Annotated in this window: 25 protein-coding genes and 1 tRNA gene; 9 read left to right on the forward strand and 17 right to left on the reverse strand. The window is 65.6% G+C overall.

Translation table 11 applies throughout. The annotated features are described in order from the left end of the window. Positions 1 to 103 precede the first annotated feature (103 nt). A complete protein-coding gene (locus tag FA89_RS01440; RefSeq protein ID WP_036137463.1) occupies positions 104 to 646 on the reverse strand; it encodes a carboxymuconolactone decarboxylase family protein in 543 nt (180 codons plus the stop codon). A 205-nt stretch (positions 647 to 851) separates the two neighbouring features. Continuing rightward, a complete protein-coding gene (locus tag FA89_RS01445; protein ID WP_036137465.1) occupies positions 852 to 1,400 on the reverse strand; it encodes a peroxiredoxin in 549 nt (182 codons plus the stop codon). A gap of 152 nt (positions 1,401 to 1,552) precedes the next feature. Here FA89_RS01445 and oxyR point away from each other — a divergent pair, with 152 nt between their 5' ends. After that, the gene (gene oxyR, locus FA89_RS01450; protein WP_051938447.1) at positions 1,553 to 2,515 is read left to right on the forward strand and encodes a DNA-binding transcriptional regulator OxyR; all 963 of its coding nucleotides are present in this window, start codon (positions 1,553 to 1,555) and stop codon (positions 2,513 to 2,515) included. A gap of 13 nt (positions 2,516 to 2,528) precedes the next feature. Further along, positions 2,529 to 3,134: a hypothetical protein gene (locus FA89_RS01455; RefSeq protein ID WP_036137467.1), complete on the forward strand. Its 606-nt coding sequence runs from the start codon at positions 2,529 to 2,531 to the stop codon at positions 3,132 to 3,134. Positions 3,135 to 3,138: 4 nt separating this feature from the next. Here the strand turns inward: FA89_RS01455 and FA89_RS01460 are convergent, their stop codons facing one another. Further along, entirely contained in the window at positions 3,139 to 3,657 is a 519-nt protein-coding gene (locus FA89_RS01460; protein ID WP_036137469.1) for an adenine phosphoribosyltransferase, read from the reverse strand. 100 nt (positions 3,658 to 3,757) lie between these two features. Between FA89_RS01460 and FA89_RS01465 the strand changes: the two genes are divergently transcribed. The 7 genes from FA89_RS01465 to FA89_RS01495 all read left to right on the forward strand — a co-directional run bounded on the left by FA89_RS01465 (position 3,758) and on the right by FA89_RS01495 (position 10,732). Continuing rightward, positions 3,758 to 5,485 carry a glutamine--tRNA ligase/YqeY domain fusion protein gene (locus FA89_RS01465; RefSeq protein ID WP_036137470.1) on the forward strand — a complete coding sequence of 576 codons (1,728 nt, stop codon included), beginning with the start codon at positions 3,758 to 3,760 and terminating at the stop codon, positions 5,483 to 5,485. Next, positions 5,485 to 6,042: a nucleoside deaminase gene (locus FA89_RS01470; RefSeq protein ID WP_036137471.1), complete on the forward strand. Its 558-nt coding sequence runs from the start codon at positions 5,485 to 5,487 to the stop codon at positions 6,040 to 6,042. Before FA89_RS01465 ends, FA89_RS01470 begins: the two co-directional genes overlap by 1 nt. A 16-nt stretch (positions 6,043 to 6,058) precedes the next feature. Then, the gene (locus FA89_RS01475) at positions 6,059 to 6,751 is read left to right on the forward strand and encodes a TVP38/TMEM64 family protein (RefSeq protein ID WP_036137474.1); all 693 of its coding nucleotides are present in this window, start codon (positions 6,059 to 6,061) and stop codon (positions 6,749 to 6,751) included. Positions 6,752 to 6,816: 65 nt separating this feature from the next. Next, positions 6,817 to 8,727 (forward strand): ATP-binding response regulator, encoded by a 1,911-nt coding sequence (locus FA89_RS01480; RefSeq protein ID WP_036137476.1) that lies wholly within the window; start codon positions 6,817 to 6,819, stop codon positions 8,725 to 8,727. An 87-nt stretch (positions 8,728 to 8,814) separates the two neighbouring features. Then, a complete protein-coding gene (locus FA89_RS01485; RefSeq protein ID WP_051938448.1) occupies positions 8,815 to 9,540 on the forward strand; it encodes a LuxR C-terminal-related transcriptional regulator in 726 nt (241 codons plus the stop codon). 106 nt (positions 9,541 to 9,646) lie between these two features. Continuing rightward, on the forward strand, positions 9,647 to 10,591 hold the full coding sequence (locus FA89_RS01490) for a DedA family protein/thiosulfate sulfurtransferase GlpE (protein WP_036137478.1): 945 nt from the start codon (positions 9,647 to 9,649) through the stop codon (positions 10,589 to 10,591). Positions 10,592 to 10,656: 65 nt separating this feature from the next. Further along, a tRNA-Lys gene (locus FA89_RS01495) sits at positions 10,657 to 10,732 on the forward strand. A gap of 48 nt (positions 10,733 to 10,780) precedes the next feature. Here the strand turns inward: FA89_RS01495 and FA89_RS01500 are convergent. The 14 genes from FA89_RS01500 to FA89_RS01565 form a co-directional block, all read right to left on the reverse strand. Next, entirely contained in the window at positions 10,781 to 11,365 is a 585-nt protein-coding gene (locus tag FA89_RS01500) for an RICIN domain-containing protein (RefSeq protein WP_081916300.1), read from the reverse strand. 86 nt (positions 11,366 to 11,451) lie between these two features. Continuing rightward, complete coding sequence (queC, locus tag FA89_RS01505; protein WP_036137481.1) at positions 11,452 to 12,135, reverse strand: 7-cyano-7-deazaguanine synthase QueC; 684 nt, start codon at positions 12,133 to 12,135, stop codon at positions 11,452 to 11,454. Positions 12,136 to 12,156: 21 nt separating this feature from the next. Beyond that, positions 12,157 to 12,849, reverse strand: a complete 693-nt coding sequence (gene queE, locus FA89_RS01510; protein ID WP_036137484.1) for a 7-carboxy-7-deazaguanine synthase QueE — start codon at positions 12,847 to 12,849, stop codon at positions 12,157 to 12,159. A 4-nt stretch (positions 12,850 to 12,853) separates the two neighbouring features. Then, positions 12,854 to 13,696: a tol-pal system protein YbgF gene (gene ybgF, locus FA89_RS01515; RefSeq protein WP_036137487.1), complete on the reverse strand. Its 843-nt coding sequence runs from the start codon at positions 13,694 to 13,696 to the stop codon at positions 12,854 to 12,856. A gap of 3 nt (positions 13,697 to 13,699) precedes the next feature. Next, positions 13,700 to 14,209, reverse strand: a complete 510-nt coding sequence (gene pal / locus FA89_RS01520) for a peptidoglycan-associated lipoprotein Pal (RefSeq protein WP_036137489.1) — start codon at positions 14,207 to 14,209, stop codon at positions 13,700 to 13,702. A 244-nt stretch (positions 14,210 to 14,453) separates the two neighbouring features. Next, positions 14,454 to 15,782, reverse strand: coding sequence for a Tol-Pal system beta propeller repeat protein TolB (gene tolB, locus FA89_RS01525; protein ID WP_185754191.1), 1,329 nt, complete (start codon positions 15,780 to 15,782; stop codon positions 14,454 to 14,456). A 111-nt stretch (positions 15,783 to 15,893) separates the two neighbouring features. Continuing rightward, positions 15,894 to 16,835 carry a cell envelope integrity protein TolA gene (locus FA89_RS01530; RefSeq protein WP_036137493.1) on the reverse strand — a complete coding sequence of 314 codons (942 nt, stop codon included), beginning with the start codon at positions 16,833 to 16,835 and terminating at the stop codon, positions 15,894 to 15,896. Next, positions 16,822 to 17,274 carry a protein TolR gene (tolR, locus tag FA89_RS01535; protein WP_036137496.1) on the reverse strand — a complete coding sequence of 151 codons (453 nt, stop codon included), beginning with the start codon at positions 17,272 to 17,274 and terminating at the stop codon, positions 16,822 to 16,824. The genes FA89_RS01530 and tolR overlap by 14 nt, the downstream gene beginning before the upstream one ends. 8 nt (positions 17,275 to 17,282) lie before the next feature. Then, entirely contained in the window at positions 17,283 to 17,966 is a 684-nt protein-coding gene (tolQ, locus tag FA89_RS01540) for a protein TolQ (RefSeq protein WP_036137499.1), read from the reverse strand. 33 nt (positions 17,967 to 17,999) lie between these two features. Beyond that, positions 18,000 to 18,404: a tol-pal system-associated acyl-CoA thioesterase gene (gene ybgC, locus FA89_RS01545; RefSeq protein WP_036137501.1), complete on the reverse strand. Its 405-nt coding sequence runs from the start codon at positions 18,402 to 18,404 to the stop codon at positions 18,000 to 18,002. Then, a complete protein-coding gene (gene ruvB, locus FA89_RS01550; protein WP_036137503.1) occupies positions 18,401 to 19,441 on the reverse strand; it encodes a Holliday junction branch migration DNA helicase RuvB in 1,041 nt (346 codons plus the stop codon). The genes ybgC and ruvB overlap by 4 nt, the downstream gene beginning before the upstream one ends. 77 nt (positions 19,442 to 19,518) lie before the next feature. Further along, a complete protein-coding gene (locus FA89_RS01555) occupies positions 19,519 to 20,295 on the reverse strand; it encodes a hypothetical protein (RefSeq protein ID WP_036137506.1) in 777 nt (258 codons plus the stop codon). Position 20,296: 1 nt separating this feature from the next. After that, on the reverse strand, positions 20,297 to 20,659 hold the full coding sequence (locus FA89_RS01560) for a hypothetical protein (RefSeq protein WP_036137510.1): 363 nt from the start codon (positions 20,657 to 20,659) through the stop codon (positions 20,297 to 20,299). A gap of 195 nt (positions 20,660 to 20,854) precedes the next feature. Beyond that, a complete protein-coding gene (locus tag FA89_RS01565; RefSeq protein WP_036137512.1) occupies positions 20,855 to 22,756 on the reverse strand; it encodes a potassium transporter Kup in 1,902 nt (633 codons plus the stop codon). Between the last annotated feature and the right edge of the window lies 1 nt (position 22,757).

Genomic DNA, 22,757 nt, shown 5'->3' on the forward strand with positions numbered 1-22,757 from the left:
CTTTTGTCGTTGCGGTGCGGCATGAAACAGGAGCATCGCCTACATCGTGGCGAGGCAACCTTGGTAAAGCATCGCCCACATCGTGGGCTCCTACGTGGCTTGATTAACCGGCCGATTCGGCTTGCTCGAGGACGACACCGACGGCGTGGATCACCGAGGCGATGCGGACGGCGCTCTGGATGGCCTGGACGGAAATACCGCCGTCGCGCAGCACCTTGTCGTGCGAATCGATGCACATGCCACAACCGTTGACCGCGGAGACGGCCAGGGAGACCAGTTCGAAATCGTTCTTGGCATCGCCCTTGTAAGCGCCGATGACGTTCATGCGCAGCTTGGCGGGGATGCTGGCGTATTCCGGGTGGCTCACCAGGTGCTGGAAGCGGTAGTAGATGTTGTTCATGCCCATGATCGCTGCCGAGCCCTTGGCGGCGGTCACCTGCTCGGCCGAGGCATGCTCCGCGGCGAAGGCGGCGATGGCCTGGGTCAGCGGCTTGTAGCGGGTGGAATAGGCGGCACCGAGGGCCACCATGGCGATCTGGGCAAGGTTCAGGCCCGGGGCACCCGCTTCGCTCAGGACCGTATCGAGGTTGAGCTTGAGGTCCTTGGCATAGTCGGGAATCTGGCTACGAAGATCGGCGACGCTCATGGGATGCACCTTGTGTCTAAGGAAAAAGGGGAAAGAGGGCGCGGACGGTCGCGGCACGCACGGTGCGGTTCCGCGCGGATGGCACGGATCGTTTCCAGGCCATTTCAGAAAAACGGGCGGCGAAGCGAACTTCACCGCCCGTGGGGCTGCCCGCGCCACGCGGGGGAGGGAGCGTAGCGGCGCGGGACTTACGACCGTTGACGCATCAGGCGACCTTGAGGGTCTCTTCGCCCGACTTCCAGTTGCAGGCGCACAGCTCGTCGGTCTGCAGGGCGTCCAGGACGCGGAGCACTTCGTCCGGGTTACGGCCGACCGAACCGGCCGTGACGTAGGCGAACTGGATCTCGTTGTTCGGATCGACCAGGAACGTGGCGCGCTGGGCGACGCCGTCGGCCGTAAGGATACCGAGGGCCGAGGTCAAGTCCTTCTTGATGTCCGCCAGCATCGGGAACGAAAGGTCCTTCAGGTCGGCGTGGTCCATGCGCCAGGCGCGGTGGACGAACTCGGAGTCGGTCGAGGCGGCCAGGATCTGGCAGTCGCGGTCGGCGAACTTCTCGTTGAGGTCGCTGAAACCCTTGATTTCGGTCGGGCAGACGAAGGTGAAGTCCTTCGGGTAGAAGAACACCAGCTTCCACTTGCCTTCGTACGACTTGTCGGTGATGGTCGTGAACGCGTCTTCGATCTTGTTGGCCAGGGGGCCACCGTTCACGGCCAGCAGGTTGAATTCCGGGAATTTATCGCCGATGGTCAGCATGTTTTCGACTCTCCGTTACGGGTTGTTGGTTTCGTTGCGCGCTTGGTGACGCGACTGAATACCAAGGTTAGCCCGCTGCGGCGATTATCTCAAATCGATTGTAGGCATCAGTGTGATAGGCTGCATCTATTGATCTACCTCGAGCCGCCGCCATGAACCTGCGTGACCTGCAGTACCTCGTCGCCCTTGCGGAACACCGCCACTTCGGTCGCGCCGCCGAGGCCAGCTTCGTCAGCCAGCCCACGCTGTCCACCCAGATCCGCAAACTGGAAGACGAGCTGGGTGTCGCGCTGGTGGAGCGCACGCCGCGAAAGGTGCTGCTGACCGAAACCGGTGGAGAAATCGCACGGCGCGCCCGTGGGGTGCTGTCGCAGATCGACGAGATCAAGGCGATCGCCCAGCGCACGCGCGATCCCGAGTCGGGCACGATCCGCCTGGGCATCTTCCCCACGCTGGGGCCTTACCTGCTGCCACACGTGGTGCCGCCGCTGCGGGCGCGTTTTCCTCGCCTGGAGCTGCTGCTGCGCGAAGAGAAGACCGAGCAGGTGCTGCACATGCTGCGCGAGGGCACGCTGGATGCCGGCATCCTCGCCCTGCCCGTCCACGACGATTCGCTGCACGTGGAATTCCTGTTCGAGGAACCGTTCGTCCTTGCCGTGCCCAGCGGACACCCGCTCGCGGGCCACGCCCCGCTGCGCATGGACGACCTTTCGGACCAGAACCTGCTGCTGCTCGAGGACGGGCACTGCCTGCGCGACCAGGCGCTGGAGGTCTGCCACATGGCCGGCGCCGGCGAGAAGACCGGATTCCGGGCGACCAGCCTGGAAACCCTGCGCCAGATGGTGTCGGCCAACGTGGGCATCACGCTGTTGCCTGCCCTGGCCGTGCAGGCCCCGGTAGCCCAGTCGCCCAATGTGGACCTGATCGCCTTCGCGGCGCCGGCACCCAGCCGCCGGATTGCCATGCTGTGGCGCAAGAGTTCCGCCATGACGCCGTTTTTCGAGGCGCTTGCGGCCATCGTCCGCGACCTGCCCGCCGCCCTGTTCGATCCACGGGGAACCTCGCCACGTCAACCGGAAAGGGTTTCGGGCGTTGGCCCCTCATCACCCTACTGACGGTTCTCGCGGCATGCGCTTCTGGCTGGTCCTCCTGCTCATCCTTTGTGGCTGGGGCGGTTACGCCTGGTGGCAGCACCATCCGGTGCACGACGCACCGGGCGTCCTCGCGGGCGACACCCCCGACCAGGAGGACCTCGGCCCGGGCACGGTGCTCAACCGCGGGCACTACACGCTGGCGCCCCGCGCGAAGTTCGCCATGACCGGCCGCGTGCTGTCACGCGAGGACTACCAACTGGACGACCTGGCGCCGATCGCCCCGACGGACCTCGCGCTGGGCTGGGGGCGCATGTCGGACACCGCGGTGCTGGACAAGATTCGCATCTCCCAGTCCAACCGCTTCTACTTCTGGTACACGGACCACTTCCCGATACCCCGCAAGGAGATCGAGGACTCCAGCGCCAACATGCACATGATTCCCGCCAACGACAACGCGGCGCGCGAGCTGCGCCACGTGCGCCCGGGCGACGTGGTCCACTTCGACGGTTTCCTGGTGGACGTGCGGCGCGACGATGGCTGGCAGTGGAAGACATCGCTGACGCGCGAGGACACCGGTGCCGGCGGGTGCGAGATCGTGCTCGTGGAGGACCTGCGGGAGGAAGGCCCACCCCGACGCTGAGGCGTCAGGACCCGACCAGGGCGTACAGGGGCGCGTCACCGGACCACCGAGACCGCCCGTTCAGTCCCGCCAGTTCCAGCACCACGCTACCGCCGCAGACCTCGGCCCCCAGTCGCTCCACGAGCCGACGCGCGGCTTCGAGCGTGCCGCCCGTGGCCAGCACGTCGTCCACCACGATGACCTTCTCTCCCGGTGCGATGGCGTGCGCCCCGATTTCCAGGCGATCCAGGCCGTACTCCAGGCCGTAGTCGAGCCCGACCACGGGCGGCGGCAACTTGCCAGCCTTGCGGACGGGCACGAAACCGGCGTCCAGCGCCCGGGCCATGGCGGCGCCGAAGATGAAACCGCGCGACTCGATGCCGCACACGGCACCGATGTCCTTGCCGAACCAGGGCGCGCACAAGGCGTCAATGCAGGCGGCAAAGGCCACCGCATCCGCCAGGAGCGGGGTGATGTCCTTGAACATGATGCCCGGACGAGGAAAGTCGGGAACATCCCGGACGAGATCGGAAAGGGGCGACATGGCGCCAAGCTACCCCGCGCCCACCCCCGGCGGCAAGCGTGCCGCGCCCAAGGAAGGTAAACTTCCGCGTTTGCCGTGCCCTACCTGCCGAGTCCAAGCGATGTCGACCGAAACGCCCGTCCTGCCGCAGAACTTCATTCGCCAGATCGTCCGCGACGACCTCGCCGCCGGCAAACACGCGACCATCCGCACGCGCTTCCCGCCCGAGCCCAACGGTTACCTGCACCTGGGCCATGCCAAGTCGATCTGCCTGAACTTCGGTCTGGCCACCGACTACGCCGGCGTGTGCAACCTGCGCTTCGACGACACCAACCCCTCGAAGGAGGACGTGGAATACGTCGAGGCCATCCAGCGTGACGTCACCTGGCTGGGCTTCGACTGGGCGGAGCTGCGCCACGCCTCGGATTACTTCGAGGTGTTCTACCGTTCGGCCCTGAAGCTGATCCGCAAGGGCGTGGCCTATGTGGATGACCTTTCGGCCGAGGAAGTGCGCGAGTATCGCGGCACGCTGACCGAACCCGGCCGCAACTCGCCCTTCCGCGACCGCGCCATCGAGGAAAACCTCGACCTGTTCCAGCGCATGCGCGCCGGTGAGTTCGCCGACGGCAGCAAGACGTTGCGCGCGAAGATCGACATGGCCTCGGGCAACATCAACCTGCGCGACCCGGCGCTCTACCGCGTGCGCAAGGTGCACCACCAGAACACCGGCGACGCCTGGCCGATCTACCCGATGTACGACTTCGCGCACTCGCTGTCCGATGCGCTGGAAGGCATCACGCATTCGTTGTGCACCCTGGAGTTCGAAGATCACCGGCCGCTGTACGACTGGTGCGTGGACCATGTGGACCTCGCGAACGACCCGGCCCTGTGGGAATCGCTGGTGGCGGCCGGCGTGCCGACCGCACCCAGCAAGCCACGCCAGATCGAGTTCTCCCGCGGCAACCTCAACTACACGGTGATGAGCAAGCGCAAGCTGATCACGCTGGTCACCGAGCGCCTGGTGGACGGCTGGGACGACCCCCGCCTGCCGACCATCGCCGGCGTCCGCCGTCGCGGTTTCACCCCTGCGGGTATCCGCCTGTTCTGGGAGCGCATCGGCGTCAGCAAGCAGAACAGCACCATCGACATGAGTGTGCTGGAAGGCGCCGTGCGCGACGACCTCGACGGCGCCGCCCCGCGACGCCTGGCCGTGATCGACCCGGTGAAGCTGGTCATCACCAACCTCGACGCCGCGCACGCCGAGTCGCTTACCTTTGCCAATCATCCGAAGGACGACAGCTTCGGTACCCGCAGCGTGCCGTTCTCGCCCGAGCTGTGGATCGAGCGTGACGACTTCGCCGAAGTGCCGCCGAAGGGCTTCCATCGCCTCAAGCCGGAGGGCGAAGTCCGCCTGCGCGGCGTCGGCATCGTCCGCTGCGACGAGGTGGTCAAGGATGCGGACGACCAGATCACCGAGTTGCGTTGCACGCTCGACCTCGCCTCGCGCACCGGCATGCCCGGCGCCGACCGCAAGGTCAAGGGCACCATCCACTGGGTGAGCGCGCGGGATGCCGTGCCGGCGGAGATCCGCCTGTACGACCGCCTTTTCGACGTCACCGACCCCGACGACGACAGCGACGGCAAGACCTACAAGGATCACCTCAACCCGGCATCGCGGCGCATCGTCCGCGGCTACGTCGAACCGGCGGCCGCCGTGGCATCCGCGGAGGAGCGCGTGCAGTTCGAGCGGCTGGGATATTTCGTGGCCGACATGCACGACCACCGCGCCGATGCGCCGGTGTTCAACCGCATCGTCACCCTGCGCGATTCCTGGGCGAAGCAGGCCTGATGCTGTACGCACAGGTTCATCTCACCCTGCCGGCCTGGGTCCATGAAGCGGTCGATACCGCCGTGTCCTACATCGGCGACGAGGCCAAGGTCGGCCTGGCCATCGACCTGTCCTCGCGCAACGTCGACCTGGCCACGGGCGGGCCGTTCGGTGCCGTGGTGTTCGATGGCGCCGATCGCATCGTCTCGATCGGCGTCAATCGCGTGGTGCCGCACAGCTGCTCCGTGGCGCATGCCGAAATGATGGCGTACATGACGGCACAGCAGCGCCTTCAGCGTTTCCGCCTCAATGAGGACGGCTCGCGCTTCGTGCTGGCCACCAGTTCGCAGCCGTGCTGCCAGTGTTTCGGCGCCACGGTGTGGGCCGGCATCGACGAGCTGCTGATCGGCGCCCGTTCTGAGGATGTCGAGGAACTGACCGCGTTCGACGAAGGTCCGCTTCCGGCCGACTGGATCGGTGAGCTTGAGCGTCGCGGCATCGCCGTGCGTCGCGACATACGCCGCGACGACGCCCGGGACGTTTTGCGCCGCTACGGTGCCTCCGGAGCCACGTATTGAGCGGCCCACGCCTCCGATGACGCGCTGGCGTGCCGCCCTGCCGCTGGTGCTGATGATACTGACCGGTGTCGTCGCGCTGGCCAGCGGCGCCCTGGACCGCTTCCATCCCGAGCACCTGCTTGCCGAGCAGGGCATGCTGCGAGCGGGCATTGCCGCCCACCCCGTGCTGTCGCGGGCGACCTACGCGGGCGTGCTGGCCCTGGCGATCGCCACCGGGGTTCCCGGCACCATCGTCGTCGTACTGGCCGGGGGACTGCTGTTCGGCATCGTGCAGGGCAGCGCGTTGTCTTCGGCAGCCCTCGTCGCGGGTTCGCTCCTGCTGTATGTCGCCAGCCGCCACGCCTTTCGGGCAGGCGGGCGGGCACCGCCGGAGTTCGCGGCGAGGCTGCGCGACGGCTTCGCCCGCCATCCCGTGCGCTATACCTTTGCCCTGCGCTTCGTGCCCGTGGTGCCCCTGGGAGCGATGACGGTCGCCCTGGCCTGGCTGCGCTGCCCGGTATGGTTGTTCATCGGGGCCACCTGGCTAGGCGGTACGGTATCGCTGGTGATCGAGAGTGCGATCGGCGCCGGGCTCGCCTCCACCGTCGGCGGAGCGGCCCCTTTCAGCCTGCTGGATGTCCGTATCCTGCTCCCGCTGTGCGCCTTCGTGGTCGTCAGCCTGTTACCCCTGCTCGTGCGGTCGGTACGGGCACGCCGCCGGCGCGCCTGAACACGGACAACTGCGCTAGGCTGTAGCCTCGCGGCGCCAGGCAAGGGGCCGTCGGGGGGAATGTCATGCGTGACGTATCGGCGTCGTCAGGGCTGGAAAGGGTTTGGCGCCGCACGTCGCTCGTGCAGCGCCTGACCTGCGTGGCGCTGGTGCCTACCGCCATCAGCGCCGTGCTGCTGGTGACGATGCTCACCAGCCACCAGATGGACAACCTGCACGAGATGGGCCGGTCGACCGCGGATGCCATCGCCCAGCAATCGGCTTCCGTATCCGGAGACGCCCTGCGCACCGGCGAGCGCCGCGAGATCGCGCGCATCGCGCAATCCATCGTGCAGTTGCCGCAGGTGTCCCGCGTGCGTATCAGCGACCGGGATGGCGAGATCCTTGCCGACCGGGTCAACGGCACCGCGGGCGACGACGATACGCTCACCGTCGCCCGCGAGGTGGTCGATCCACTCACCCACCGGATGGTGGGCTCGGTTACGGTGGACGTCAGCATCGGGGAGGCCATCGAAGCGCAGCGCGTCAGTATGCACAACGCCCTCCTCTGGCTGGCGCTGAGCCTGTTCATCGCGGCCATGATCGGGTGGTCGGCGGCGCGCTGGCTCAGCGCGCCCTTGCGCAACCTGGCCATTGCCGTACGCCAGCTCGGTCTGGGCGACCGCACTGTGGTGGTGCCCGTCACCGACGACACCGAGATCGGCGATCTGCAGCGCGGCTTCAACGGCGCCGCGTCCAAACTGCTGCATGCGCAGATCGGCATGGAGCGGGAGATCGCCGCCGCCACCGAGGAACTGGCCCGCAAGAACGCCGCGCTGGAAGCGGCCAGCGTCGCCAAGGCCCGCTTCCTCGCCGCCGCCTCGCACGACCTGCGCCAGCCGCTGTACGCACTGACGCTGTTTTCATCGGGCCTGGCGGTGGACGAGTTCGACCCGCTCCGGCTCAACCGCATCGCGCACATCCAGGAATGCGTCGAGGCACTGGATCACCTGTTCAGCGAGTTGCTGGACCTGTCGCGCCTGGAGACCGGCGCCATGCCGGCCGTCCTGCGCGACGTAGCCCTCGACGACGTGTTCGAGGAAGTGAGCGTCAACTTCCGCATGGTCGCCGAGCAGCACGACCTGCGCCTGGTCGTCCGCACCACGGGACTGTGGGTACGCTGCGACCGCACCATGCTGGCCCGCATACTCAACAACCTGGTCAGCAACGCCCTTCGCTACACGCGCTGCGGCGGCGTGCTGGTGGGTGCCCGCAAACGGATGGACGGGCGGGTGCGGATCGACGTGTGGGACACCGGTACCGGCATCGGCGACGACCACCTGCGTCATATCTTCGACGAGTTCTATCGCGTGGAAAGCAGCCCGGAGGCCGGTCGCCCCGAGGGCACCCGGCGTGGTCTCGGACTGGGCCTGTCCACCGTGCAGCGACTGGCCGGATTGCTGGGCAGCACGGCATCGGTGCGGTCACGCCCCGGCAAGGGCAGCGTGTTCTCGCTGACCCTGCCGGAAGCACGCCCGGGCATCGTCGAGTTCCACCAGCCTCCGATGCAGGCACCGGCGGCGACACGCGATGTAGCCGGCATGCGCGTGCTCGTGATCGACGATGAGCCTTCCATCCTGGCCGGCATCAGTTTTCTCCTTGGCAGCTGGGGCTGCGAGGTAATGACTGCCGAAGATGCACAGCAGGCCATGGAGGCCATTCACCAGTGGATGCAGCCGCCCGACATCGTCATTTCCGACCTGCGCCTGCGCGAAGGCACCGGCCTGGACGTGATCGCACTGCTGGATCGCTATTACCGGCGACGCCCGGGCGATCCGCCGCCCTTCGCACGCGTACTCATTACCGGCGAGACGCGCGTGGACTTCCTGCAAAGCGTGGATACGGCAACAACGCGCGTGCTGTTCAAGCCCGTATCCCCGGATCGCCTGCATGAAGTCATGGTTTCCGCCTGGGCTGTCCATCATGCGCCCGCCTGAGCCGGATGGCCGGCTTGCCGACGGCCACCGACAGGGCTATGTTCGCGGGAACGGGGAAGCCTGCGATCGTGCAGGCGGAGGAGCTGTATGCACGTACTGATCGCGGACGATCATCGACTCATCATCGAGGGAGTGAAGCTCAAGCTTCGCGAGTTGGGTGATCACGTCACCTTCGTCGAAGCCCAGACGGTGGCCCAGCTTCAGAAGCATCTCAGCGACGGTCCCCTGCCGGACATCGCCCTGATCGACATGGCCATGCCCGGCGCCGATGGTGTTGAACACATCAAGCACGCCGTGACGGCGATGCGTGAGGCCGAAGACGAAAGCGGCATCGCACGCATGCGTCCGGTCATCGTGCTGTCCGGCACGGAAGATTCGTCCTCGATCCGGTGTGTCCTGGGACTGGGCGTGCAGGGGTATATCCCGAAATCGTCGCCGCCGGACGTCATCCTCAATGCCGTGCGGCTGGTGGTCGGTGGTGGTGTCTATGTACCGCCGGAGGCGATGAAGGCCGCCGCGGATGTCGTGCCACCCTTCATCATGCAGCGCGACGTCGGCGAAGGCATGGCGCTGAAAGACCGCCTGACCAGCATCCTGACCGATCGGCAACAGGACGTGCTGAAGCTGCTGGCCAAGGGCAGGCCGAACAAACTGATCGCGCGCGAGCTGGAGATCAGCGAGGGCACGGTCAAGATCCACCTGGCGGCGATCTTCCGCGCGCTCCATGTCCGCAACCGGCTGGAGGCGCTCGTGGCCGCGCAGCACCTGGGTGACATGAGCACCCTGGACGACGACCTGTCGACCCACCCGTGATACGCCGCTGCCAAAAGGCCTAGGCCGAGAGGCCTGGCCGTCTGTCCGGCGAAACATCACCGGCGTATCGTGTCGGAACTGACGGACATGGGTCGAGGTACGCAGCGTGGCGAGCATCAACTGGACGGACGCGGCACCGACGGTAGCCTTTCTCGGCGTGTTCGCCGGCGCGATCGGCCTGCCGGTGCCCGCCATGCCCACCCTCATCGTGGTCGGCAGCACCCTGGTCGCCTCGCACAACCCCGTCCTGGTTGTCGCCACCTTCGTGGCGGCGCTGGCCGGCGCTTTCCTGGGCGACCTGGCCTGGTTCCTGACCGGGCGGCACTTCGGCTACCGCGTGCTGGACGGCCTGTGCCGGGTGTCGCTCTCGCCGGATACCTGTGTACGGCGCGCCAGCGGCTTCTTCGAAAAACGTGGGGTCAAGCTGCTGCTGATCTCGCGCTTCATTCCCGGCCTGTCGCTGGTCACCATACCCATCGCCGGCGCGGGAGACACGCGCTTCGTCCGTTTCACGTTATACGACCTGCTCGGCGCCTCGCTGTGGATCGCGGTGGGCTTGTCGGTCGGCATGATCTGCTACCGGCAGATCGACGCGGTGCTGATCGCCCTGCGCGAGTTCGGCATCGGCCTGGCCGCGGTTGCCGCCGTGGTCATGGTGCTGTGGATCGGCTTCCGCTATGCGCGACGTGTGCTGCTCCTGCGACGGATGCGGCGGTCGCGCATCTCCGTCGACGAGCTGACGCTCCTGCTCGCCAGCGAACCCGGTGCGCTGATCGTGGATGTGCGCACCGCGATCAGCCGGCGCGACGACCCCTTCGTGATCCCGGGCGCGCGGCTGTTCGATTTCGCCACGACGGAGGCGGATATCGCCACCTTGCCGAGGCACAGTGCCGTGGTGATCTACTGCTCGTGCCCGAACGAGGTATCGGCCGCGAAAGTGGCCGAACGGCTAGGCAAGCTTGGCTTCCGCAACGTGCGACCGCTGACCGGGGGCATCGGTGCATGGCGCGCCGCGGGCCGTGACGTTCAGGCCCTGGTCGCCACCACCTGAACCGGCGTGCCTGGCGGGTTGTGCGGTCCCGGCCGGACCACTAAACTAGCCGGCTTGCCGCGTATGGGTCGTTAGCTCAGTTGGTAGAGCAGCGGACTTTTAATCCGTAGGTCGCCGGTTCGAATCCGGCACGACCCACCATCCGCATCAGAGACTTACCGAAAGCGGCACGCTCCGCGTTTCGACGCCCTACTGCTGAACCCAACGTTGGCGCGCCGGGTCACCCAAACCGCAATAAATCTGCAGGACAGCGCTTCCATTGGTGTCGAGACAGTACCCGGTGGAAACATTACGCATGGACCAGCCCAGGCGATCCTGCGTCAAAACCCACCGTTGCGCGTTTCCGCCGTTGCAGGCCTGTGTCGTGACCGACGGGCTGCTGGGGCTGCCACCCTGCAAACAAAGGTCTGACTGCACGTTGCGGATCTCGTCGCCGAGCTGATTCTGCGAGTGCGTCCACATCTGATACCGGCCGCCATCGCAGATCGAGAGATTTACCTGTCCACCCTCCGTGGCAGTGACACAACGCGAGGGTGGATTAAGAACGCTGAAATAGGCAACCCACGTAAAGGGTCCGCCTGTGAGCATGGCCTGCGCATCCTGCTTATCGTTCACCGCCGCCATGGCGGACGATGCATATGCAAAGGAAACCGCAGCTGTCGCAATCAGCAAAGCCTTTTTCATGTTCCATGTCCCCATCGATTCGGCACGTACGGATGACAGAGGTCCAAAGCCCTCGCCGTTGTCATGGCAATCGAAACCGAGCCACGTCATGCGTCGACCTTATCAGCACTTTTGCAAGCGCCTCATTCTGCTGCCGAAAATGGGCCTGGGAATCACGCAAGCTGGCCTTCAGCGCATCAGGCGTAATGCGTCGGGTCCGGCACGCCGGCCTTGGCAAATCCTTCCGCCCGCAGCCGGCAGGCATCGCAGTGCCCGCAGGCACGGCCCTGCGCATCGGCCTGGTAGCAGCTGACCGTGGCCGAGAAGTCCACGCCCAGGCGCATGCCTTCGCGCACGATGTCGTCCTTGCCCATCTGCATCAGCGGGGCATGGATGCGGATGCCCGCGCCTTCTACACCGGCCTTGGTGGCCACATTGGCCAAGGCCTGGAACGACTCGACGAATGCGGGGCGGCAATCCGGGTAGCCGGAGTAATCCACGGCATTGACGCCACAGAAGATGTCAGACGAGCCCAGCACCTCGGCCCAGCCCAGCGCGATGGACAGCATGATGGTGTTGCGCGCCGGCACGTAGGTCACGGGGATGCCTTCGCCGCCGTCCTCGGGCACGTCGATGTCCGCCGTCAAGGCGGAACCGCCGATGCTGCGCAGGTCGATGTTCACGGTCTTGTGGGTCACCGCGCCGAGCATGGTCGACACCCGCTCGGACGCTTCCAGTTCGGAGCTGTGCCGCTGACCGTAAGCGACACTCAGGGCATAGACCTCGAAACCCTGCTCGCGGGCCATGGCGATGGTGACCGCCGAATCCATGCCGCCGGACACGAGGATCACGGCCTTGCGGGGAGAGGTCGAAGCATTCATGGCAATACCCTTGCAGTCGTATCAGTGGCCGGCGGCGTCGTTCCACAGCAGCTTGTGCAGCTGCAGCTGGAAGCGCACGGGCAGGCGTTCGGCGAGAATCCACTCGGCGAGTTCGCGCGGCTGGACGTTGCCCCACACCGGGGAAAACAGCACCATCGCGCGGCGATCCAGCGCGTGCTCGCGGACGATGTCGCGCGACCATTCGAAGTCGCCGCGGCTGGCGATGACGAACTTCACCTGGTCGTGCGGCAGCAGATGGTCGAGGTTGGACCAGAGGTTGCGCGCGCTTTCGCCGGAATCCGGAGCTTTCAGGTCCATGACCTTACGGACGCGCGGATCGACATCGGCGACATCGAGCGCGCCGGAGGTTTCCAGGGAAACCTCGTGGCCGGCATCGCACAGCTTGCGCAGGAGGATATGGCAGCGCTTCTGCGCCAGCGGCTCGCCGCCCGTGACGCAGACATGGCGCGCACCGTAACCGGCCACCTCGGCGACGATGGCGTCAATGTCGTGCCACTGGCCGCCGTGGAAGGAATATTCGGTATCGCACCACACGCAGCGCAGCGGGCATCCGGTAAGGCGTACGAATACCGTGGGCCAGCCTATGGCGTCGGCCTCACCCTGCACGGAGTGGAATATCTCGGTGATCCGCAGCCGCTCCGCGACGGGCGAAGCCGGCGGGACAGCCGCCGGTAGTACGGTGCTACCGGTCATGGGATCAGTTGGCCGTCTGGCGCTGCAGGCGACGCAGGCGTTCCTGTGCAAGGCCGGCGGCCTTGGTGCCCGGATACTTGGTGCCGACCTGCTTCAGCGTGGCGATGGCGGCATCCTGCTGCTTCAGCTCGATCTGGCAATAGCCGACCTTGAGCAGGCCGTCGGAGACCTTGTCGCTCTGCGGATACTGCTTGACCAGGCGCTGGAAGGCCTCGATGGCCACGGGGTAGTTCATGGTCACGTAGTAGGACTCGCCCAGCCAGTAGTAGGCGTTGGGGGCGAGCGGGCTATCCGGGTACTTGACCAGGAAGTCGCGGAAGCCACGCGACGCGGTGACGTAATCGCCCGCGCGCAGCGACTTGAACGCGGCGTCGTAAGCGGCTTGCTGGTCGGCATTGGCCGGCTGGGACGGCGCGCCCGCGGGGGGCGCGGCGGAGGCACTGCCGGCAGCCGCGCCTGCGGCGCCGGCTGCGGCGTTACCTTGCGACGACGTGGCCGGTGGCTGGGCGGCGGCCGGCGGCGTGCCCTGCGCGGCGGCGGGCTGGCCGGCGGCGGCACCGCCCTTTTCGATACGACCCAGCCGCGAATCGACATCCGCGTACTGTGCCTTCTGGGAATCCTGGAGTTGCTGGTTCTGGTGCTGGAGCTCTTCGATCTGGCCCTGCAACTGCGAGACCTGCTGCTGCAGATCGTTCACCTGGTTGACCAGGGTGGTCGTGCCGGCCTGGGCCTGCGACTGCTGCTCGAGCCGCGCAACGCGATCGGCGAGACTCAGACGGGTGTCCTGGGCGGTGACGGGCAAAGCAAAAAGCATGGCCATGTAACTGGTAGCCAGAGTCTTCTTCATCACTTACTTCGCGGTGTAGACGATCTCGACGCGACGGTTCTTGGACCAGCAGTCATCGTTGTGCTCACGGCAGGTCGGCTTCTCTTTGCCGTAGCTGGTGACGTTGACCTGGCCAGCCGAACCACCGGCAGCCTGGATGGCGCTGGACACGGCATTGCCGCGACGCTCGCCGAGGCCCAGGTTGTATTCACGCGTGCCGCGCTCGTCGGTGTTGCCTTCGAGGGTCATGGCCGACTGCGGACGATCCTGCAGGTACTTGGCGTGGCAAGCGATGATCTGCTGGAACTCCGGCTTCACTTCGTTCTTGTCGAAGTCGAAGTAGACGACGCGCTGACGCAGGCAAGCGTCGGTGTCGAGGTCGGACGGCTGGTACTTGCCGTCGTTCATCGGAGCCTGGGTCTGAGCGACCGGCTGCGATTCGGTCGGAGCGACCGGCTTGACCTGCTTCTTGGAGCAAGCGGCCGCGCCCACGCAGAGCAGGGCAGCCAGGGTGACGGTAACAGTCTTATTCATGGGACGTTCCTTAAAACAGTTGAGTTCCGACAGTCGGTTTTCGGTTTCGGGACAGGCACCGCCGGTTGTCCGGCTGTTTTTCTACTTACATCTACGCCGACGGGGCGCTGTCCCGCACCCTGCGTCTTCGCTCCGGCAACCGCCTTGCAGCGATTGCCGGTTAATTGTCGTCCGCAGAAAAGGCGCGGATGCCCGCGCCCCTCCCTGGACGTTACCGATACCACGTTCCCGTAGAAACGTGGCATCAGCGCTGTCGATAGGGTCCCCACGACGGTTCGCGCACGTCGCCGTCCGAAAGGACAAGGCGCTGACGCACGGCACCGTCTGCCGAAACCGCATACAGGACACCACGCGTACCCTGCGATGCAGCGTAAAGCAGCATGCTGGCGTTGGGCGCGAAGCTGGGCGAATCGTCCACGTTACCCGGGGAAACGAAGCGCACCTGCCCGCCCAGACTGCGGTCCATGATGGCGATACGATACACGTTCCCGTTGCCCTGCACCATCGCAATCTGCTTGCCGTCGTAACTGACCGAAGCGCTGGCGTTGAAACCACCCTGGAAGGTGAGACGCGTGGCGGCGCCGCCGGAAGCGGACATCTGGTAGATCTGCGGCTTACCCGAGCGATCGGAGGTGAACAGGATGCTCTGGCCGTCCGGGGTGAAGGTCGGCTCGGTGTCGATGGCGAAGTTGTTGGTCACCCGCGTTTCGGTGTGGCTGGCCACGTCGATCACGAAGATCTCCGGATTGCCCACATACGACAGGCTGACGGCCAGCTTGCGACCGTCCGGCGACCAGGCCGGCGCACTGTTGATGCCACGCGGATGCGAGGCGATCAGGCTGCGCGAGCCGGTGGAGATGTTCTGCACGTAGACTGCCGAATTGCCGCTCTCGAACGAAACATAGGCGATCTTGCTGCCGTCCGGCGACCAGGCCGGCGAGAGCAGGGATTCCCGCGAGCGAGCCACCACCTGCGGATTGAAGCCATCGGAATCCGCGACGATCAGCGAGTAGGTAGCGTTGTTACCCACGCCCACGGCCGTGATATAGGCGATACGGGTCCAGAAGGCACCACGCACGCCGGTGATCTTTTCATAGATCTGGTCGGCGATCTGGTGGGCCACGCCGCGCAGGTCACCGGCGGGCGCAGTGAACGACTGGGCCAGCAGGCTCTGCTGCTTGTTGACGTCCCACAGCTCGTAATCGACCTTGAGGTTGCCACCGCCAGCGTCGCTGATGCGGCCGATGGTGATGAAATCCTGCTTGAGCAGACGCCAAGTGGCGAACTTGATGTCCGCGCCCTGTGACGGGGTTTCGACGATGTCGGCCTTGTCCAGCGAGCGGAACTTGCCCGAGCGGTTGAAATCCGCGCGGATCACGTCGGCCACGTCGGTAGGCAGTGGCGCGCCACCGGCCTGGGCAAACGGCACGACGGCGATCGGAGTGGCCGTCTTCAGGCCGCCCACGATGTCGACGTTCAGCGACTGGGCGGCTGCCGGACCGGCCACGAAGGCAGTCAGGGCAACCAGGAGGAGAGCTAGGCGGGGGAGCATTCTGCGCATGGGCGGATTCATTGCGACCTGGGAAGAGGGGACGGCGACGGCATGTTAACCCGCTGGCGAAAGCCAGCATGACCCGATTATGAACCGCCCCGCCCGGCGCCTGCCGGGCCGGGGCGCGTCACATCATTGCGGCCGGAACGTGAACGTGAGGTTGCGCTGGAACACATCCTCGAAGCCCTGGTACGGCAAGGGCTGGGCGCGCAACACGGCGTTCTCGATCGACGCCCGGCCCGCGGCATCGTACGGGCAGCTGGCGTCCGCCTTCGCACTGAGCACCTGGCCACCCGGGATCTGGGTGATGTGCACCATGCATGGGGCGTCCGGCATGTTGTCAGGCCGCAGCCAGTTGGGTGTCACGGCGTTCTGGATCGCGGCGATGTACAGGGCCTGCTTGCTGTCGTCCTTGCCGGCCTGGCCGGTCTGGACCTTGTCGGCGTACGGCAGGTTTTCACGGCCATCATCCTTGGCGTTGGCGAGGTCCTGCAGCTGCTGTTCGGCCTGCTTCTTCTTGCTGTCGGCCTGCTTGGTCTGCGACTTGGCGGCGTCCAGCTGCTTGAAGATCTCGTCGATCTGCTTCTGCTTTTCCTTTTTCTTCTCTTCCTGCTGCGCATCCAGCTCGGCCTGACGCTGGCGCTGCTGCTCTTCCTGCAGGCGCTTGGCATCCTCAGCCTTCTGCACGGCGTCGTCGACCACCTTTTCCTGGTCCTTCAGGGCCGGCACCTTCGGCGGCGGCGGCAGGGTCTCGACCTTGGGTTTCTCGGGCTGCGGCGGCGTGGGCGTGGGCTGCGCGGGCGGCGGGGGCACCGTGTTGGGCACCGGCTTGGCGGTGTGCTTCGGCGGCGGCGCTCCCGTGGGGCCGATCAGTGTGGCCTCGATGATCTGGCCGGGCAGCTGGATCGGCGCGGGACACTTCAATGGGTTCCATGCCGCGGGCAAGCCCAGGGCGTTGGCCCACTTTTCGTAGTCCGAGCACGGGATGATCGCGAGGCCGAGGAAGGCCACGATGCCGATGTGCAGGAGCGCGGCGAGGACGACCGCGCGCGGCGTACCGTTACGGTTTTCCATTCTGCGCGCCCGACTCCGGCTGGCTCATCAGGCCGATCTTGGAGACGCCCGCTTCCTGGAGGATCGGGAGGATCTGGTAGACCTTGCCATAGCCCACGCGCTGGTCGCCCGCCACCAGGACCTGGAGCTCGGGATTGGCATCGTGGAAGGCGGTGATCTTGCTCTTGAACTCGTCCGCGCTGACCGGCTCGCGCTTGGTGCCGTTGGCGGTAAGGTAGATCTGGCCACCCTCGTCGACGGAAACGACGACCGGGTCCTTCTTGTCCTGCAGGGACTTGGCGTTGGTCTGTGGCAGCTGGATATCCACGCCCAGGTTCATCATCGGCGTGGTGACCATGAAGATGATGAGCAGGACGAGCATCACGTCGATGTACGGCACGACGTTGATCTCGGATTTCAGCTTCCGCTTGTGGCGGCGGTGCACGTTACGCGTGGCCATGGCGGGGCTCAGGCGACGTCGTCGGCGTGGATCTGGCGCTGCAGCACCGAGGAGAACTCTTCCTGGAACACCTCGTAACGCGACGCGACGCGCTCCACCTTGGTGGCGAAGCGGTTGTAGGCCCAGACGGCCGGGATGGCGGCGAACAGGCCCATGGCCGTGGCGATCAGGGCCTCGGAGATGTGCGGAGCCACCACGGAAATGGTGACGTCCTTCATCTCGCCCAGGCCCTGGAAGGCACCCATGATGCCCCAGACGGTACCGAACAGGCCGATATACGGGCTGATCGAGCCAACGTTGGCCAGGAATTCCAGGTTCTGTTCCAGCTTGCCGATCTCGCGAGTGCCGGCCACGCGCATGGCGCGCTCGGAGCTTTCCATGATGCGGTCGGCATCGCCGGCCCGGCGCTGGCGCTGGCGGGCGAACTCGCGGAAGCCGGCCTCGAACACGTTCTCGATGCCGCTCTGGCCTTCGCGGTTACCCACCTCACGGAACAGGGCCGCCAGGTCGGCACCGGACCAGAAGCGATCCTCGAAGGTCTCGGCGTTGTCGTGGGCGGTCTTCAGCTGGCTGTACTTGCGGATGATGATGACCCACGACAGGAACGAGAAGACGAGGAGAAGCAGCATCACCAGCTGCACCGGCAGGCTTGCTTCCGCAACCAGCTTGAAAATGTTCAGTCCACCGTTCATCGCTTGAAGGCTCTCCGCCGGGTATCTGGGGCTTTAGGTAAGGGGGAAGGCTTGGAGGAACAAGCCGGCCGGTATCTGGGCAGGTCGCATGGTGACGAGGTTGACGCACGCCACGCGCACCGTGGCGCGCAACAGCGTCGTGCCCCCGCACACGATCTCCTGACCGAACAGCATACTGGCTGAACGCCGCTCTTTGACGTCTACCGTGACCTGGAGTTCATCATCCAGACGGGCCGGCCGCAGGAAATCGAGGTGCATCTCGCGGACGACGAAGCCGAGCGAGGTGGTTTCGCGCAGGGCCAACTGGTCGATGCCCTGCGCGCGCAGCCATTCCGTGCGGGCGCGCTCCATGAAACGGACATAGTTGGCGTGGTACACCACGCCGCCGGCGTCCGTGTCTTCCCAGTAGATGCGCACGGGAAAGCTGAAGGCGCTCATGGGTCGTCTACGAACAGGTCGGGGACGTCACCCTGGCGCGGCGGCGGGTTGAGGCCGAGGTGGCGCCAGGCCTTCGCCGAGGCCATGCGGCCACGGGCGGTGCGGATCAGGTAGCCCTGCTGGATCAGGTAGGGCTCGACCACGTCCTCGAGGGTGCCGCGGTCCTCGCTGAGGGCGGCGGCCAGGGATTCCACCCCGACGGGACCACCGTCGAAACTCTCGATGATGGTGCTCAGGAGGCGGCGGTCGAGATCGTCGAAACCCTCGGCGTCCACCCTGAGCATGTCGGTCGCGGCACGGGCCAGGGCGTGGGTGATGATGCCATCGCCGCGCACCTCGGCGAAATCACGCACCCGGCGCAGCAGCCGGTTGGCGATGCGCGGCGTGCCGCGGGATCGCCGGGCGATCTCGATCGCACCCTCCAGCTCGCACTCGATACCGAAGATTTTCGCGGCGCGGCGGACGATCGCGGTCAGCTCGTCCACGCTGTAGAACTCCAGCCGCTGGATGATGCCGAAACGGTCGCGCAGCGGGCCGGTGAGCAGGCCCGCACGCGTGGTCGCGCCGATCAGGGTAAAGGGCGGCAGGTCGAGCTTGATCGAGCGGGCGGCCGGGCCCTCCCCGATCATGATGTCGATTTGGAAGTCTTCCATGGCCGGATAGAGCACTTCCTCCACCACCGGGGAAAGGCGGTGGATTTCGTCCACGAACAGGACGTCGTTCTTTTCCAGGTTGGTCAGCAACGCGGCCAGGTCGCCCGCGCGTTCCAGCACCGGCCCGGAGGTGGAGCGGACGTTGACGCCCAGCTCGTTGGCGATCACGTGCGACAGCGTGGTCTTGCCCAGACCGGGCGGCCCGAAGATGAGCACGTGGTCGAGTGCGCCCTGCCTACGCCGCGCGGCCTCGATGTAGATCGACATCTGCTCACGCACCGTCTGCTGGCCGAGGTATTCGGCCAGGCGTTTGGGACGGATGCTGGCTTCCAGCGCGTCGTCATCCATGGCGGCGGCGGTGGAGATGATTCGGTGCTCGGACATCCTCACATTATGGCAGGATTCGCGGACCGGACAGGTCGAACCGACTGCCCGATCCGCTTTGTCAGGCCAGGCGCGGGTCAGTATCGAATAGAACGAGCCATGGTAAGCAAGGCTTCCTGGTTGGGTGCCAGTGCATCGGGGTCGACAGGCTGGAGGTTCAACCTCATGACCTTGTGGTCGGTGACCCAGCCCAGCGAGACCTGCGTGGCGCCGTCAGGCCCACGCATGGTCTGGATGGTGCCTGGTTGACCGTTGATATCGGTGTTGAGCCACTCCTTGATGACCGTAACAGACCCGCCGCCGTCTGCGTATTCGGACTCGTCCAGTTGTACCAGTCCGAGCCCGGCCACTTCCCATGAACGACTGAGGCCGGTCCAGCGACCATCCCTATTCCCGCCCGCCGTGGACACATCCACCAGTGGAAGCCCCTCGAGCAAGGTCTGGGAGATCGATGCCGGCTCATAGTAAAGATGCGGCTTGACCTGGGACAACGTCGTAAAGACTTCCTCATTGCCGCCAAGGGCGCTGCTGCGGACATGGGCAAGCGATGCGCGCACATCCGGGACATCCTCAGCCGTGTGTACGCCCCTGGAAGACTGCTCGGCAATATCCTGCTCGATCTTCGCGGCAAGGGCGCCAACGAAAGGCGATTCATTCAGCGGCACCACGTGAAGCCCCGGGGACATGGGGATGCGCGAAATGTCCAGGTCGCCCTCGCTTGTGGCCGACGTATCATCCGAGACTGCGGACGAATTACCGCTTTGCGCAGGAACGTCGACCAGAGTCGACGAGGCCGAGGCACATGCTGAGAACAGGGAAGCCGACAGGAAAGAAACATAGAGAAGCTTCTTCATTTCACCACTCCGTCAGATTGCAGTCGGTCGCAATGGAATACTGAGTCTGCAGGAATCGCAGGTCATCCCCGAATACGTGGACGCCGCGCACAGTGTTGCGCGACGCATCCGCGAGGTCCCCGGCATAAGAGCGCCACGTCATGTTCCAGTCCGCCGTCACGACATGACCCGCCACGGCACCGAAACCCACGTGGGTACCCTGGGTGTACATGAAGTGGCTACGTAACGCGGGTCGATCGTAGGTAATCGACTCATTGATGGTTCCGGCGATGCAATTGGCGCGACTCAGCCATTTGACAGACGCCGATGCCTCGGAACTCACGATCAGCAACGTGAGTAAAACGATGAGCGGTTTGGCTCGCATTCCACACTCCTGAATCGCCCTCCATCGGGCGAATTCAGACTAGAAATCGTGGAGTACTTTGGAGATAGGAATCGGTCGCTACGTTGTGGACGTAAGACGCCGACGTGATAACGGGCACGACCCGCACACCGACGGCGACATGCTATTGCTCGGCTGGCCGCAGCATCGGCTTGGCGATGCTGCGACCACCGCTGCTTATATCTCGACCTGAGCGCCCAGTTCGATCAGCCGGTTGCCCGGAATCTGGAAGAAGGCCGTGGCCGGCATCGCGTTACGGGCGAGGAAGGCGAACAGCTTGTCGCGCCAAAGGGCCATGCCGGGACGGCGCGCATCCGCCACGATGGTTTCGCGGGACAGGAAGAACGTCGTATCCATCATGTCGAAATCGAGTCCGCGTGCACTCGCGCGCGAGAGCGACAGCGGGATGTTCGGATCCTCGGCGAAGCCGTAGCGCAGCTGCAGGCCGAAGAAGCCGCCGCCGTATTCGATCACTTCCATGCGCTCGTCGAAGTCGGCCACGGGCGTTTCCAGCATCTCGACCGTCAGCAGCACGTTGCGCTCGTGCAGCACCTTGTTGTGCTTGAGGTTGTGCAGCATCGCGTGCGGCACCGAGTTCTGGTTGGCGGTGAGGAACACCGCCGTACCCGGCACGATCAGCGGCGGATGGTCGGCGATGTTCGCCACGAAGGGCTCCAGCGCCAGGCCGGACTGCTTGATCTCGCGCACCACGAGGTCTCTGCCCCGCCGCCACGTGGTCATGACGGTGAAGATCACCACACCCAGCACCAGCGGGAACCAGCCGCCATGGGCGATCTTCAGCGCGTTGGCGCCGAAGAAGGCCAGGTCGATGACCAGGAAGATGACGCCGACCGTGATGACGGCCGCCCAGTGCCAGTTCCAGCGGCGGCGAGCGACGACCAGCGCCAGCAGCGTGGTCATGGTCATGGTGCCGGTCACGGCGATGCCGTAAGCCGCACCGAGGTTGTTCGACGAGCGGAAACCGATGACCGCGAGGAACACCAGCACCATCAGCAGACGGTTCACCCAGGGCACGAAGATCTGCCCCGACATCTCGTGCGAGGTGTGCACCACGGCCATGCGTGGCGAGTAGCCCAGCGACATCGCCTCGCGGGTCATCGAGAAGGCGCCCGAGATCACCGCCTGCGAGGCGATCACCGCCGACGCCGTGGCCAGCGCGATCATCGGGTACAGCAGGTTCTCGGGCACCATCTTGTAGAACGGGTTTTCGATCGCGGTCTGGTCGTGCAGCAGCAGCGCGCCCTGGCCGAAGTAGTTGATGAGGAGCGCCGGCAGCACGAAGAAGAACCAGGCCAGGCGGATCGGCTTCTTGCCGAAGTGACCCATGTCGGCGTAGAGCGCTTCGCCGCCGGTCAGCGCCAGCACCACGCCACCCAGCGCGATGAAGGCGGAACGGCCGTGCTCGGTAAAGAAGGTCACCGCGTACCACGGGTTTAACGCCCACAGCACCTGCGGATGCATGACCAGCTGACGCAGGCCCAGCCAGGCCAGCACGAGGAACCACACGGTCATGACCGGGGCAAAGGCCTTGCCGACGATTTCGGTGCCGTGCCGCTGGATGGCGAACAGCGCCACCAGGATGACCAGGCAGATGGGCACCACGTAGGTATCCAGCGAGGGGGCCGCCACTTCCAGGCCTTCCACCGCGGATAGCACGGACATGGCCGGCGTGATCACGCCGTCCCCGTAGAACAGCGACGCGCCGAAGATGCCGATGGCGGCCAGCACCCAGCGCGAGCGCGGCGAACCGCTGACGCTGCGCTGCGCCAGCGCCATGAGCGCCATGATGCCGCCCTCGCCCTTGTTGTCGGCACGCATCACGAAGGTGACGTACTTCAGCGAGATCACCATCAGCAGCGACCAGAAGATCAGCGACAGCACGCCGAGCACCGCGGCAGGCTGCGGCGTCATGCCGTGCGTGCCGAGGGTTTCCTTCATGGTGTACAGCGGGCTGGTGCCGATGTCGCCGAAAACGATGCCGATGGCCCCGAGCGCCAGCGCGGCAAGTTTCTTGCCGCGGGCGTTCTGCAGTTCTTCGGCGGGATTGTGATGACCCATG

The sequence above is a fragment of the Luteibacter sp. 9135 genome (assembly GCF_000745005.1).
Classification (GTDB): Bacteria; Pseudomonadota; Gammaproteobacteria; order Xanthomonadales; family Rhodanobacteraceae; genus Luteibacter.